14 protein-coding genes and 1 pseudogene are annotated in these 13,657 nt (G+C 63.9%); 8 read left to right on the top strand and 7 right to left on the bottom strand.

Features of this window, described 5'->3' with window-relative positions:
* The 5 genes from WA317_RS07925 to WA317_RS07905 form a co-directional block, all read left to right on the top strand.
* Nucleotides 1–581, top strand: a 581-nt coding sequence (locus WA317_RS07925; protein ID WP_425172511.1) for an SDR family NAD(P)-dependent oxidoreductase, incomplete at its 5' end; no start/stop codon positions are given.
* 34 nt (nucleotides 582–615) lie between these two features.
* A complete protein-coding gene (locus tag WA317_RS07920; protein ID WP_425172510.1) occupies nucleotides 616–1,800 on the top strand; it encodes an acyl-CoA dehydrogenase family protein in 1,185 nt (394 codons plus the stop codon).
* A gap of 10 nt (nucleotides 1,801–1,810) precedes the next feature.
* On the top strand, nucleotides 1,811–2,959 hold the full coding sequence (locus WA317_RS07915; protein WP_425172509.1) for an acyl-CoA dehydrogenase family protein: 1,149 nt from the start codon (nucleotides 1,811–1,813) through the stop codon (nucleotides 2,957–2,959).
* Nucleotides 2,959–3,621, top strand: coding sequence for a TetR/AcrR family transcriptional regulator (locus tag WA317_RS07910; RefSeq protein ID WP_425172508.1), 663 nt, complete (start codon nucleotides 2,959–2,961; stop codon nucleotides 3,619–3,621). The genes WA317_RS07915 and WA317_RS07910 overlap by 1 nt, the downstream gene beginning before the upstream one ends.
* A 581-nt stretch (nucleotides 3,622–4,202) precedes the next feature.
* On the top strand, nucleotides 4,203–5,042 hold the full coding sequence (locus WA317_RS07905; RefSeq protein ID WP_425172507.1) for an SDR family NAD(P)-dependent oxidoreductase: 840 nt from the start codon (nucleotides 4,203–4,205) through the stop codon (nucleotides 5,040–5,042).
* Nucleotides 5,043–5,295: 253 nt separating this feature from the next.
* On the opposite strand, the pseudogene WA317_RS07900 reads toward WA317_RS07905, so the two are convergent.
* Nucleotides 5,296–5,840, bottom strand: a pseudogene (locus WA317_RS07900) (DUF222 domain-containing protein).
* 58 nt (nucleotides 5,841–5,898) lie between these two features.
* Nucleotides 5,899–6,345 carry an RpiB/LacA/LacB family sugar-phosphate isomerase gene (locus tag WA317_RS07895; RefSeq protein ID WP_425172506.1) on the bottom strand — a complete coding sequence of 149 codons (447 nt, stop codon included), beginning with the start codon at nucleotides 6,343–6,345 and terminating at the stop codon, nucleotides 5,899–5,901.
* Nucleotides 6,346–6,368: 23 nt separating this feature from the next.
* On the opposite strand from WA317_RS07895, the gene WA317_RS07890 reads away from it, so the two are divergent.
* Together WA317_RS07890 and WA317_RS07885 are read left to right on the top strand one after the other, a co-directional pair.
* Entirely contained in the window at nucleotides 6,369–7,226 is an 858-nt protein-coding gene (locus WA317_RS07890) for an SDR family oxidoreductase (RefSeq protein WP_425172505.1), read from the top strand.
* A 42-nt stretch (nucleotides 7,227–7,268) separates the two neighbouring features.
* Nucleotides 7,269–8,666, top strand: coding sequence for an NAD(P)/FAD-dependent oxidoreductase (locus WA317_RS07885; RefSeq protein WP_425172504.1), 1,398 nt, complete (start codon nucleotides 7,269–7,271; stop codon nucleotides 8,664–8,666).
* Nucleotides 8,667–8,674: 8 nt separating this feature from the next.
* On the opposite strand, the gene WA317_RS07880 is transcribed toward WA317_RS07885, so the two are convergent.
* The 4 genes from WA317_RS07880 to WA317_RS07865 form a co-directional block, all read right to left on the bottom strand.
* Nucleotides 8,675–9,415: an SDR family NAD(P)-dependent oxidoreductase gene (locus WA317_RS07880; RefSeq protein WP_425172503.1), complete on the bottom strand. Its 741-nt coding sequence runs from the start codon at nucleotides 9,413–9,415 to the stop codon at nucleotides 8,675–8,677.
* On the bottom strand, nucleotides 9,412–9,852 hold the full coding sequence (locus tag WA317_RS07875) for a VOC family protein (RefSeq protein ID WP_425172502.1): 441 nt from the start codon (nucleotides 9,850–9,852) through the stop codon (nucleotides 9,412–9,414). Before WA317_RS07875 ends, WA317_RS07880 begins: the two co-directional genes overlap by 4 nt.
* On the bottom strand, nucleotides 9,849–11,291 hold the full coding sequence (locus tag WA317_RS07870) for a flavin-containing monooxygenase (protein WP_425172501.1): 1,443 nt from the start codon (nucleotides 11,289–11,291) through the stop codon (nucleotides 9,849–9,851). Before WA317_RS07870 ends, WA317_RS07875 begins: the two co-directional genes overlap by 4 nt.
* A 185-nt stretch (nucleotides 11,292–11,476) precedes the next feature.
* Nucleotides 11,477–12,028 (bottom strand): TetR/AcrR family transcriptional regulator, encoded by a 552-nt coding sequence (locus WA317_RS07865; protein ID WP_425172500.1) that lies wholly within the window; start codon nucleotides 12,026–12,028, stop codon nucleotides 11,477–11,479.
* A 54-nt stretch (nucleotides 12,029–12,082) separates the two neighbouring features.
* On the opposite strand from WA317_RS07865, the gene WA317_RS07860 reads away from it, so the two are divergent.
* Nucleotides 12,083–12,643, top strand: a complete 561-nt coding sequence (locus tag WA317_RS07860) for a VOC family protein (protein ID WP_425172499.1) — start codon at nucleotides 12,083–12,085, stop codon at nucleotides 12,641–12,643.
* On the opposite strand, the gene WA317_RS07855 is transcribed toward WA317_RS07860, so the two are convergent.
* On the bottom strand, nucleotides 12,640–13,657 hold a 1,018-nt coding region (locus WA317_RS07855), incomplete at its 5' end, for a 1,4-beta-xylanase (protein WP_425172498.1). The genes WA317_RS07860 and WA317_RS07855 overlap by 4 nt on opposite strands.

The raw sequence follows: 13,657 nt of genomic DNA, 5'->3' as shown, positions 1-13,657 counted from the left end.
CCGCCCTGCCGGTCGACGTCGCCGACCGCGCGCAAGTGGACGCGCTGCGCGACCGTGCGCACGCCGAGGTCGGCATGCCCAACGTGGTGGTGAACGCAGCCGGATGGGACCGAACCGACCAGTTCCTCAACGCCACGACGGAATTCGCCGAAAAGGTGGTGGCGATCAATTACCTGGGCCCGGTGCATGTTTGCAGCGCATTCCTGCCCGGGATCATCGACGCCGGCGGCGGTGGACGCGTCGTCAACCTGGCCAGTGACGCCGGGCGAGTCGGCAGTGCGGGCGAGACGATTTATGCCGGCGCCAAAGGCGGCGTCATCGCGCTGAGCAAGTCGCTGGCCCGGGAGATGGCACGGTACGCGATCACCGTCAATTGCGTGTGCCCCGGCCCAACTGACACCCCGTTGTTCGCGGCTCAGCCGGATAAGCTGAAAGAAGCGCTGGTCAAGGCGATTCCGTTTCGCCGGCTGGCACGGCCCGAAGAGGTCGCCGCGCCGGTGCTGTTTTTCGCCTCCGATGCCGCGTCGTTCATCACCGGCCAGGTGATCAGCGTCAGCGGCGGCCTCACGATGGCCGGTTAGGGGGCCGAACGTCCAGCGATGGCAGGATTGACCGATGAGCACTAAGACGCCGCCATTCGACCCGTACGACCCGCTCGGCCTGGACGCGTCGCTGTCCGACGACGAGATCGCGGTTCGCGACACGGTGCGGGATTTCTGCGCCGAGCACGTCACCCCGCATGTCGCCGAATGGTTCGAGGCGGGGGACCTTCCGGTAGTCCGCGAACTGACTAAACAGTTCGGCAAGCTCGGTCTGCTCGGCATGCACTTGCAGGGCTATGGCTGTGGTGGAGCCTCGGCCGTGCACTACGGGCTGGCTTGTCTGGAACTGGAAGCCGCCGATTCCGGGATCCGGTCGCTGGTATCGGTGCAGGGATCGCTGGCGATGTTCGCGATCTGGAAGAACGGCTCCGAAGAACAGAAACAGCACTGGCTGCCGGCGATGGCCGCCGGTGAGGTGCTCGGCTGCTTCGGGTTGACCGAGCCCGACGCCGGATCCGACCCCGCTGCGATGAAAACGCGTGCGCGACGCGACGGTTCCGACTGGGTGCTCAATGGCCGCAAGCTGTGGATCACCAACGGCTCAGTCGCCGACGTCGCAGTCGTGTGGGCGGTCACCGACGAGGGTGTCCGTGGTTTCATCGTCCCGACCGACACGCCCGGCTTCAGCGCGAACACCATTCACCACAAATTATCGCTGCGCGCGTCGATCACCAGCGAACTGGTGCTCGACGACGTCCGGCTGCCGGAAGAAGCACTGCTGCCTAACGCGACCGGCCTCCGCGGCCCGCTGTCATGCCTGTCGGAAGCCCGCTACGGCATCATTTGGGGTTCGATGGGCGCAGCCCGGTCGGCCTGGCAGGCTGCGCTGGAGTACGCCACCCAGCGCACCCAGTTCGACCGTCCGATCGCGGGCTTTCAGCTGACGCAGGCCAAGCTTGTCGACATGGCGGTCGAGCTGCACAAGGGACAGCTGTTGTCGTTACATCTGGGCCGCCTTAAAGACACTGTTGGACTTCGTCCCGAGCAGGTCAGCTTCGGCAAGCTGAACAACACCCGCGAAGCCATCGACATCTGCCGGACCGCCCGAACGATATTGGGCGGCAACGGTATTTCGCTGGAGTACCCGGTGATCCGGCACATGGTCAACCTGGAATCGGTGCTGACCTATGAGGGCACTCCGGAGATGCACCAGCTCGTCCTGGGTCAGGCCTTCACCGGTCTGGACGCCTTCCGCTGACAGGAGCACGATGGGCTCACCGCTGACTTACGGTGCGGAGCATCGCCAGTTTCGTGGGCTGGTGCGCGATTTCGTGCAACGAACCGTAGTGCCGGCTCACGAGGAGTGGGAACGCGACGGCCGTTGGGACCGGTCGCTGTTCACCGAGGCAGGCAAACTGGGGCTGCTCGGCTTTCCGGTCTCCCAGCAGTTCGGTGGTCCGGGCGTGAACGACTTTCGTTATCACGTGATCGTCATCGAAGAACTCAGCCGCGCCGGTGCCGCGGCCGAAAGCATCGCGTTCGCACTGCAGAACGATGTGGTGCTGCCCTATCTGACGGATCTGACGACACCCGACCAGAAACGGCGTTGGCTGCCCGGTGTGGTGACCGGGGAGACGGTGATCGGCATCGCGATGACCGAGCCGGGCACCGGCAGCGACCTGGCCGGCATCCGCACCGTCGCGGTGCGAGACGGCGACCACTATCTGGTCAACGGCGCGAAAACCTTCATCTCCAACGGGCAGAACGGTGACCTTTTCGTGGTGGCCGTGCGCACCTCGCCCGACCGACATAGGGGTTTGTCGCTGCTCGTGGTGGACGCTGACACACCTGGTTTCGGCCGCGGCCGCAACTTGGACAAAATCGGTCTGCACGCCCAGGACACCAGCGAGCTGAGCTTCACCGACATGCGGGTGCCGGCCGAGAACCTGCTCGGCGACGAGGGCCAGGGGTTCTACCAACTGGTGCACAACCTTCCGCAGGAGCGGCTGTCGCTGGCGGTGGCTGCTGTCGCCGCCGCCGAAGGAGTGTTGGCCGAAACTCTGGACTATGTCCGGGGTCGGCAAGCTTTCGGCTCGCCGATCGCCGGTTTTCAGAACACCCAATTCGTCCTGGCAGAGCTGGCGACTGAAGTCGAAGTTGCCCGAACCTATTTGGACGCCGGCATCGCCGAGCATCTGGCCGGTGGACTGACCGCGGCGCGGGCTGCCCGGTTGAAGTGGTGGACCACCGAACTTCAGGTGCGCACCGCGGACCGCTGCCTGCAGCTGCACGGCGGCTACGGTTACATGCGCGAGTACCCGGTGTCACGTGCGTTCGTCGACGCCCGTATCCAGACGATCTACGGCGGAACAACCGAGATCATGAAGACGATCATCGCCAAAGATCTGGGCATCTGATGGCGGTCGATTACGGCGATCTGCCCGTCGAAGAAGCGGTTCGGGCGGCCCGGATCAGTTCGCGGCGACGCCAGGTCCTCGATGCCGCTGTCACAGTGATGAGCCGCAACGGTTTTCACCAGATGTCCATGCAGAACCTGGCCGCGGAGGCCAATGTCAGTGTGGGATTGATCTACAAGTACTTCGGCGGTAAAGAAGACCTGCTACTGGCCACCATCCTGCGTATCCAAGACGCCTTTCGCGACCAACTGACCCCCGTCATGCAAGACGCCGGCGACGACATCGTCGAACAGCTGGCCGCCGGAATCAGGCGCTACATCGAGATTGTCGACGAGAACCTCGACGCGGTGGTGTTGACCTATCGGGAGAGCCGCACCCTCGACGCGCCGGGGCGCGCACAGATCAAGGACCTCGAGATCGCGACCGCGGCGCCGCTACGTTCAGCGATCGAAGCCGGCATCGACGACGGGGTGTTCGCCGACGCCGACGTCGACCTGGTGGTGTTCGACATCATGCTGCTCGCGCACGGATGGGCGCTCAAACAATGGCATTTCGGGCCGATCTACTCGTTGAACGAATACATCCGGCTGCAGACACGATATGTGCTGAACTCGCTCATCCCGCATGACCGTCGCGGAGGCTACCTGCACCTGCTGAGGTGAGTGCCGCCGACGAGTTGTCCCCACGCTGATGATCGATGACGATCTCACCGGCGTTACTCGTGCGGCTTTTCGGACGAAGATCTGAACTGACAGGGGTCAAACTCGCAATCCAAAGCTGGTCGACCTACATGGGCGTGCGGGTCGTTACAGGCGGCGAGTCGTTAGCCTCTGTTTCAACGGCGATGCGTGCTTCGTTGATGGCGCGCTCGGACTTGTTCCGGGCGGCGCGATCGGCAGCTCTTGTACGCTCGCGAGCCGGCATCATGATGCCCCGCCGCGCATCTGCCGTCGGCGTCCACGCCAGCAGCCTCAATTCCCCGTCGGCTCACCCGAACAGCGGAAAGAACAGGCGCCAACGGGTTTGGTGGTGTAAGTATGGCCCGTCGGAGTGGTCCATAAACTGGTGCCGTCCGGTTGCTGTCGATCGCGCCAGCCGTTAGGTCCGCAGTACAAGGTTTTGAGCAGGTGATGGCACCGAATTTCTGAAGAACGTTCACCCGCCGCGACTGCCTACACCCTCCTCGACGACCTTGCTGCCAGGATGTCTTCTACTTGCGAAGGTGAGCGATTATTCTTCCGCAATGACATCAAGGGTGTCGGGCAAGGTCGCATTCGTTACCGGCGGGGCGTCCGGCATCGGCGCCGCGTTGTCCACGAAGTTGGTCGATGAGGGCACCGAGGTCTGGATCGCCGATCGTCAGATCGGCCCGGCACAGGAGCTGGCCCAACGCCTCAATAGTGGTAGGGCAAAGGCGCACGCGATCGAGCTTGATGTGCGCAGCTACCCGTCGTTCGAGCGTGCCGTCGCCGAGGCGCTGCAGCAATCCGGACGAATCGACTACCTGTTCAACAATGCCGGCATTGGGGTCGGCGGTGAGGTCGACTCATACACGCTCGATGACTGGAACGACGTATTCGACGTGAATCTGCGCGGCGTGGTGCACGGCATCCAGGCTGTCTACCCGATCATGATCAAGCAGCGCTCTGGCCACATCGTGAACACAGCGTCCATGGCTGGTCTCGTCGCCACTCCGGGGGCGGCGAACTACACCGCCACCAAACACGCCGTCGTCGCGCTGTCGAAGGCGCTGCGGCTGGAGGCCGAGCGCCACGGCGTGCAAGTGTCGGTGCTCTGTCCGGGGGTGATCCGGACCCCGATTATGACCGGCGGCGTGTACGGGCGGTACAACGGCGTCAGCGACGAGCAACTAGTCAAATTCTGGGAGCCGTTCCGGCCGATGGCACCCGAAAAGTTCGCCGAGCGCGCCCTTCGCGCCGTGCTCCGGGGAGACGCAATCATTGTGGTGCCGGCCTGGTGGAAGGCATGGTGGTACCTGGAACGTTTCTCGCCGGCCCTTTCGATGCGGGCTGCAAGACTCACGCTCAAGCGCGCACGCAAAATGGAATCCACCGCCTCCTGATCCGCTGCGTGTCTTCTGGTCAGGCGCACCGGTTCAGACGTCGCGTGGGGCGGTGCGGCGGGTAATCCTGCCGCGGGGCATCCAGCTATACGTTGTCGACGTAGCCACGTCCGGCAAGTTCGAACGTAACTGCTTGTGTGTCGACGGCACAGCAGCTTGAGGTTGGACGGGGGTGTCGAAGCTAGTGGCCATGGCACCGTGTGATCGATGTCGGCCCGCTCGGCAGGCCGATCGCATCCCGGTAAGCGGCAGGTCAGATCGCGGCATCGAACGAAGTCAGCCAAGGCGGCCGAAGGCCGGTAGCCCGGCTCCGACCGGCAGTCTTGGGATTGAGCGACGGGACGCACTTTCGCCGCGGAGCCAGCTGCCGGACCGCCTGCGCAGAAAGACCGCCGAACCCAGGCACGTAACCCGGATCCGCGGACGTGCCGTCGACGGTGGCGGCGTCAGCCAGCACATGGATGACGACCTCGCCGATGCCGGCTTCCGCGTTGGCCGCGGGGCAATCCGGTGAACCGCACGCGAACCGCATGGCAGCGGCGCCTGCCGACAGCGACGCGAGCGCATCAGCACGGCGCTGTGCCTTCGTGCGCGGGTCGGCCTTGCACACCGTGGTCGCTAGCTCATCGATGCGCCAGTCAAAAGCTAGCGCGTCGACGGCGCGCACGTCGCGCAGATCTCGGCCATCCCGGCCTGCAGGGGCGCCACACCGATATGGCGGCCCTTCTCAGTGTCACGCGCTACCCGCACCGCCTCCGGCTCCAGTTTCTGAATCCAGAAGTCGACGACCGTGACGATCTTGTTGTGCGACCAACGACTCCATCGTGGCGCAGTGGAGACCAGCCATCGACCGCCGCTACCGGAGGTGCCGCGCCTCCACGGAGGCGAGGTCGGCTACACCCGAGGCTCCTTGGTCGCCGACTTCAGTGTCGAACCAGGCCGCCAGGATCTCCTTGGCCAGATCACCGGCCAGGGTGCGATTGGACAGGCACAACACGTTGCCGTGGTTCCAGACCCGGGCGCCTGCCGCCTGGCCGGGATCGGAGCACAGAGCAGCCCGCACGCCCGCAACCTTGTTGGCCGCAATGCTGATTCCCGTACCGGTCCAGCAGAAGAACACGCCCTGCTCGCAGTCACCGCTCGCCACCGCTTCCGCGGCGCTTTCGGCCGTTGACGCCCACGGGACCTCTACGCCGGTGGCCACGGCGCCGAACGGCACCACCTCGTGACCGCGGTCCTCCAGCCACTGCCGCACGGTGTCATGCACCGGATACGGCTCGTCAGAGCAGAGGGCGACACGCACCCGGCCAGTCTAAAGTTCACGGCGTGGACAAAGTCAGGGGCAAGACCGTGGTGATCACGGGTGCTGCGCGCGGCATAGGGCAGGCCACCGCCAAGGCGCTGCTGGCCCGCGGCGCGCGGGTGGTCATCGGTGACCGCGACGTCGACGTGCTGGAGCAGACGGTCAGCGGCATGAGCAGCCTGGGCCCGGTCTCCGGTCATCCGCTCGACGTGACCGACCGGGAATCGTTCGCGGCGTTCCTCGACAAAGCCCGCGCCGACGGCGGCGGGCACATCGACGTACTCATCAACAACGCCGGCGTCATGCCGATCGGGCCTTTCCTCGAGCAGTCACACCAGGCCATCCGCTCAGCGATCGAGGTCAACTTCTACGGCGTGCTCACCGGCTGCCAACTGGTGTTGCCGGAAATGGTGAAACGCCGCAGCGGCCACATCGTCAACATCGCCTCGCTGGCCGGCCTAGTGGCGGTGCCCGGACAGGTCGTCTATGCCGGCACCAAATTCGCTGTGGTTGGCTTGTCGACCGCGCTGGCCGACGAGTACGCGCCGCACGGCGTCACCGTCACCGCAGTGCTGCCGACGTTCGCCAACACCGAGCTGATCGCCGGCACGACGCCCAGCGCCGCCCAGAAGCCGGTGCAGCCTGCCGACGTCGCCGCCGCTGTCATCAAAGTGCTCGACAAGCCGAAAACGCAAGTGACGGTGCCCGGTTGGGGACGCACTTTCGGCATCCTCGCCATGCTGCTCTCGGCCCGTTCGCGGCGCTGGCTGAACAAGAAGACGGGCAACGACACCGTATTCCTCAACGTGGACGCCGAGGCGCGCCGCGCTTATGAGGATCGCGCGCAGCATGCCACCGGCGTCGTCGAGCACAACGACTGAGCGACCAGGATTAGCGCTGACGTTGCCGGGTACAGGAGGACCATGAGCGAGGCCACGGACGCCGAACAGCGCCACCATGTCGTCATCATCGGGTCGGGGTTCGGCGGGCTGACCGCGGCCAAGGCCCTCAAGCGCGCCAACGTGGACGTCACCCTTATATCGAAGACAACCACTCACCTGTTCCAGCCGCTGCTTTACCAGGTGGCAACCGGGATCCTGTCCGAAGGTGAGATCGCCCCGACCACCCGGCTGATCCTGCGCAAACAGAAAAATATTCGGGTGTTGCTGGGCGACGTCAACGACATCGACCTGAGGACGAAGACGGTCACCTCGAAGCTGCTCAACATGGAAACCGTGACGCCGTTCGACAGTCTCGTCGTCACCACGGGTGCTCAGCAGTCCTACTTCGGTAACGACGAGTTCGCCACCTACGCGCCGGGCATGAAGACGATCGACGACGCGCTCGAAGTGCGCGGCCGCATCCTCGGGGCATTCGAGGCGGCCGAGGTCACCACGGACACCGCCGAGCGAGACCGCCGGCTGACCTTCGTGGTGGTCGGGGCGGGGCCGACGGGCGTCGAACTGGCCGGGCAGATCGCCGAACTTGCTGAGCGGACCCTGACCGGGGCGTTTCGCACCATTCAGCCACGCGATTGCCGAGTGGTGCTGCTGGACGCCGGACCGGCGGTGTTGCCGTCGATGGGCGAGAAACTGGGTCGCAAGGCGAAGCGCCGGCTGGAGAAGATGGGCGTCGAAATCCAGCTGAACGCGATGGTGACTGCCGTCGACTACCAGGGCATCGCCGTCAAAGACAACGACGGCACGCAGCGTCGCATCGATTGCGCGTGCAAGGTGTGGGCGGCGGGGGTCCAGGCCGGCCCGCTGGGCAAGCTGATCGCCGAGCAGTCTGACGGAACCGGAGTCGACCGCACCGGACGGGTGGTGGTGGAACCCGACCTCACCGTCAAGGGCCACCCTTACGTCTTCATCGCCGGTGACCTGGTGTCAATGCCCGGCGTGCCCGGGATGGCGCAGGGCGCAATCCAGGGCGCCAAGTACGCGACGAAGTGCATCAAGCGCTCACTGAAGGGACGCGACAACCCGGCCGACCGCGAACCTTTCCACTACTTCGACAAGGGCAGCATGGCGACGGTTTCCCGCTACAGCGCGGTGGCGCAGGTGGGCAAGCTGGAGTTCGGCGGTTTCATCGCGTGGCTGGCGTGGCTGGTGCTGCATCTGTACTACCTGGTTGGTCACAAGAACCGGATCACCGCCGTGCTCGCCTGGCTGGTGTCCTTCCTGGGCCGGGGCCGCGGTCAGATGGCCATCACCAGCCAGATGATCTACGCCAGGCAAGCTTTGAACAGACCCGACGGCCAGGGCCAAGGGGCGCTGGCGGCTGCGGGCCAAGCCGATGAAGCCGAGCGAAAAGCCGGCTAGGCACCGCCTCAGCTCAAATCGGGCTTCCGTTTCGAAAGCCGCTGAATCTGTCCGTAGGCGTCGATTGGGCTCTGCAGCGCGAGTCCGCCATCGGCGAAGACGGTTTGCCCGGTGACCCAAGGTATTTCAAGTATTGCAACGATTGCCTGGGCGATGTCGTCGGCTTCGCCGAGCCGTCCGAGCGCGGTCCGCTCGCACAAACCGTCAACCCAACCCGGCAGTTGCTCAGGTCTGCCCAACATCGGGGTGCGGGTGACGCCAGGTCCCACCGCGTTCACTCGAATGCCGTGCTGTCCCCATTCACCGGCAGCCACTCGGACAAGCATGTCGATCCCAGCTTTGGAGACACAATAGGCACCCATGTCACGGTCGGCGAGGGTGCCGCTGATGCTCGACACGGCGACGATGGAACCGCCCGTCCGTTGTTCAATCATGACGCGAGCCACCGCGCGCATCGTCAGCCACGTACCCGTCAGATTCACGTCGATGACCCGTCGCCAATCAGCCGGATCCTGCTCCGCCAGCAGCCCCGACAAGCCGATCCCGGCGCAGGCAATGAGACGATCCGGCACCCCGCTGACCGATAACGTCTCTTCCAGAGCGGCTGCAACGGACTCGGAATCGCTGACATCGCAATTGATCTCGCCGCCACTGATGTCCCAGACGATCACGTCGTGGCCGGCTGTTCGCAATCGTTTGACGACGGCCTCGCCGATACCGGAAACACCGCCGGTGACCACTGCGCTCATTGCGCCGGGCCGATCAGTTCGACTCGAACGCCATCCGGTGCGGTGACCACGGCCATTTCCACCTGCTTGCCTTTCGGTGCGGGCACAACGATGCGCCGTACGCCGTCAGTGAAGCCCAGACCGGCCAGGCGGGTGAGCGTCGGATCGACGTCGCGGTTCAGCGAAACCAGAAAGAATCCCGCAGCCGGGCCGGCAACTTGGCGAGGTGCAGCGCCCGCGCCGTCGAAGACCACCAGCTCGACAATGCCAGCGTCGGGCGCTTGAGGATCACCGAGAAACACGGAACGCAGGTCGTCTGATTCCGCGTCGAACAAGGTGGGCCAATCCCCTTGGAAGACGTAATCGAAGATTACTGAAAGGCCCAAACCGTCCCGCCAGAAGTTCAGCGCTCGCTGCACATCGCTGGTCACGATTGCAGTGTGGTGAATCCCGATCATGCGCTGCCGACTCTGCCGCCGCTGAACACGTCTAAGTCAACCTCGGCAAGCCGCTCCGCGAAAGTACTTCCGCTATAGGGAAACTGGGTGACGACCTTGCCGCTTGGGTGGCGAAAATAGTTGTTGCAGTTCGCCAGCCACACCGATTCGAGCATGGCCTCCTGAATCTCGGCGTTGAATGCATCGTGCACGTCTCGTCTGACGTCCAGGGCGTGTATGCCTCGCCGGCGCATTTCCTCGAGCATCCGGCCAACGAACGTCGCCTGGGCTTCGATGATGTAGATCATCGACGTGACGCCGTTGGTGTTCGGCCCGTACAGGGTGAAAAAGTTTGGGTAGCCCGGCACCACGGTGCCCAGATACGCCTCGGCGCCGTCGCGCCAGTCATCGTGGAGGCGACGGCCGGCGGTGCCATAGACGTCAAGCGTGCTCAGATAATCAGCAGCCTTGAACCCGGTACCGAAGACCACGGTATCCACTGGATGCTCGACACCGTCAGCGGTGCGCAGACCATGCTCGGTGAACGCCACAATCGGTGCGGTTTCCAAAGTGACGTGAGGCAAGGCGAACGTGGGAAACCATGTGCGCGACTGCAGCGGACGCTTGCACCCGACGGGGTAGTCGGGCAACAGCTTGGCTCGCAGGGTGGGGTCTCGCACCTTCTTCATCAGATAGTTGTACGACACCTCGGTGAGCAGCTTGGTCATGTCTGATGTGGTGTCGAAGTCCGCCATTTCGTACTGTTCGAAAGCCGAGTCCCGAAGCTTACAAACCTCCGCCGGATCGCTCGCGAACAACTGCTGCTGATCTTCAGTGAACGGCTCGTCGACTCGGGGCGCCACCCAGATGGGGGTGCGCTGAAACACCGTCAGGTGTTGGGTCTCAGCGGCGATCGCGGGAACGTACTGTATGGCGCTGGCGCCTGTGCCGATCGACGCAACCCGTTCGCCGGCCGTTGATTTCGAGTGGTCCCAACTCGACGAGTGAAAAACTCGTCCACGGAAAAGTTGCCGGCCGGGTATGTCGGGAATGTTGGGGACGTCGAGCATGCCGACGGCGCTGACGATCACGTCAACCTGGAAACGGTTGCCCTGCGACGTCTCTACCGTCCATCGGGCGTCGATGTCTGACCACCGCAGCGTCGTTACGGTCGTGTTCGCCCTCAGGTGTTCATCAAGACGGTGGTCGTGCGCCACCTTCTCCAAGTAGGCAAGGATCTCCGGCTGATCGGCGAATGTCTTGCTCCAGTACGGATTGAGGGCAAACGAGAACGAGTAGAAGTGCGATGGCACGTCACACGCGGCGCCTGGGTAGGTGTTCTTGCGCCACGTCCCTCCGAATCCGTCGCTGCGTTCAAGAATGACGAAATTGCAGCCCTGCTGGGCCAATTGGATGCCCATTGCTATTCCACCCGGACCGGCGCCGATGACGCCGACCACCGGTCTACGGTTCGACTGCGTCCTGCCCGCCTCGGTCATGACCCGGCCTGCGCGCGTAGGGTACAGGCAGCCATGGGTCAACTGTTACACATTGCCGTCCGAACGTAAAGGACGAATGCCGACCTGATTGACGCCGGGTCAAGATCGCCCGAATCGCAGTCCGCCCGAAGGCGCTGGCTTGACAGCTAGCTTGCCGCGCTTCGAGCGACGCCACGACGCCTGGGGTCAAGACCCGCGGCCAGGCGCAACTCGGCAAGGAACTCCTCAGGCGTGCCGTCCGGCACCAGGTAGTGGCAGACAGCGATCCGGACGATCGCAGAGGCGACGATGCCGGGGTCCGAACCGGAAATCTCACGGCAGATCCGGTCTCTCATGATAGGAAGCACCCGTCGCATCTGGGCAAGCACATGCTGAGGTTCGTTGTCTACCATCGACTTCGACGAGTGAACACTCTGAAAATTCACGACAAACTGCAGTGCAGCATCCAACCGGTCAACACCCCACAGACCGGTCATCGCTTCGGCGATGCCGGCGTCGAATTTGTCCTGCTCATAGCGGCTGAACGCTTCGAGCAGCCCCTCCTTCGATCCGAAATGCCGATACAAGGTCGGACGAGACACCTTAGCCTCTGCCGCTACATCGGATAGCTGCAGGTTGCGGTGACCATGCCGCGAGAGCACGACGCAGGTGGCGTCGAGTATCCGCCGTCGCGACGACCCCGCGGCATCTGCGGGCACTGAACATCACCGTCCTTTACATACAACCGCCATGATGTCACACTCAGGCAAGCAATGAGTGCGAAGCACCGGTGCGTTCGGTCAGCCAGAGAGGACCATCCTGCACAAAAAGATGCACCGGATGTCAACGACGTCGATGGCTTTCCCGTGAGCGGCCCCTTGCACCATGCCGGCGTGTGCGTCGGGAAGATGGCTGAATCGCTCCGGTTTTACCGGGATGGCTTGGGATTGACCGTCTTGGTCGACACGGTCCTGCGCGCCGACCTCGAACCGCTGCTGGGCGTAAGCACTCATGAGGTGCGGACAGTGTTTTTGGGCAGTTCCGCGCGCTGCGACAGCGGCATCGTGGAACTACTCGACCTCGGGGTGGAAAGCGTCAGTGGCGGCCGTCGGCAAGCAGGCTTACCGGCGCGCGGGATCTTCCTGCTGTCCTTCCAGGTGGATGTCGAAGCGACGTTATCGCGACTTCAGCGGCTCGGGCTCGGCGGCGATCCGCGAGTGATGACAGTTGAGGGCGGTGCATCAGCGGCAACCGTGGTCGACCCCGATGGTGTGCTGGTCGAATTGCTGCCGATGGGCCCGTTGGCCATCATGAGGAGCACGGCCGGGGACTAAGAGGCCGGGCCGGTGCTGAGCTCGCGAATCGTTTGAATCTCACTGTCCTGAAATGGTTTGCCATCAGGGCGGACCAGGTCATGGAACCACACCTTCGGGATCGAGGTGTACGGGTGATCCCAGGAATCCCACGGGAAGTAGGTCTGGGTTTTTCCGGCCACGAACCCCCAGTTGATCGCTCCGACATTGTGCCGCTTTGCGACTGGCAGGACGCCTTCGACGGTGCTGCCCATCGTCCGGGCCATGTACTCGGTGCACAGCATCGGCCGCCCAAGCGGCGCAAGCTCCTGGATTCGGCTCTCGAACGTCGCCGGCTTCGCGTAAGAGTGGAACGTGACGACATCGGAGTTTTCCAGTTGGATACCGGCGATGGTGCTGCGGCTCGCCGGATCGCCCCATGCGCCGTCCCAGACTCCACTGGTCAATGGTTGGCGCGTTTCGACCGAACGCGCCCAACGGAACACCTGAGGAAGCAAATCCGCGACGAGTTGCTGCTTGTCGCTTCTCTCGACTGAGCGGTATACCTTTGCCGGATTGTCCGGCTCGTTCCACAAGTCCCAGCCCAGGACGCGGTCATCGTTGCGGAATTGGGTCAGCACCCCGGTGACATAGGCCTGCAGGGTAGCGACGTAGCTGCGGTCATCCAGGCGTTCAGCCCCGGGGCTTTGTACCCAACCGGAGTTGTGCACTCCGGGCTTCGGGGCGCGCTGTGGGCCCGACTTGGGAAACGGGTCCCAGCACGAGTCCAGCAAGACGAACAGCGGTTTGACGCGATGGCGCGCGGCGATGCCGACGAACTGCGCCAAACGGCCTTGGAATCCTCGTGCATCCTGCGCCCAGAGCTGATCGTGGAGGAAGACGCGCACACTGTTGAGACCGTGAAAGCGGGCCCAGGCCAATTCGGTATCGATGCGCCGCGGATCGTACGTGCCGGGCTGGAACATCTCGAGTTGGTTGATCGCGTTGGAGGTGACGTAATTCGCGCCGACCAGCCAGCCTTGCGCCTGGTACCAG

The organism is Mycobacterium sp. (assembly GCF_049802695.1).
Lineage (GTDB): Bacteria > Actinomycetota > Actinomycetes > Mycobacteriales > Mycobacteriaceae > Mycobacterium.
Note: the sequence above shows the minus strand (reverse complement) of the source record. Positions and strands in the feature narration are given on the sequence as shown.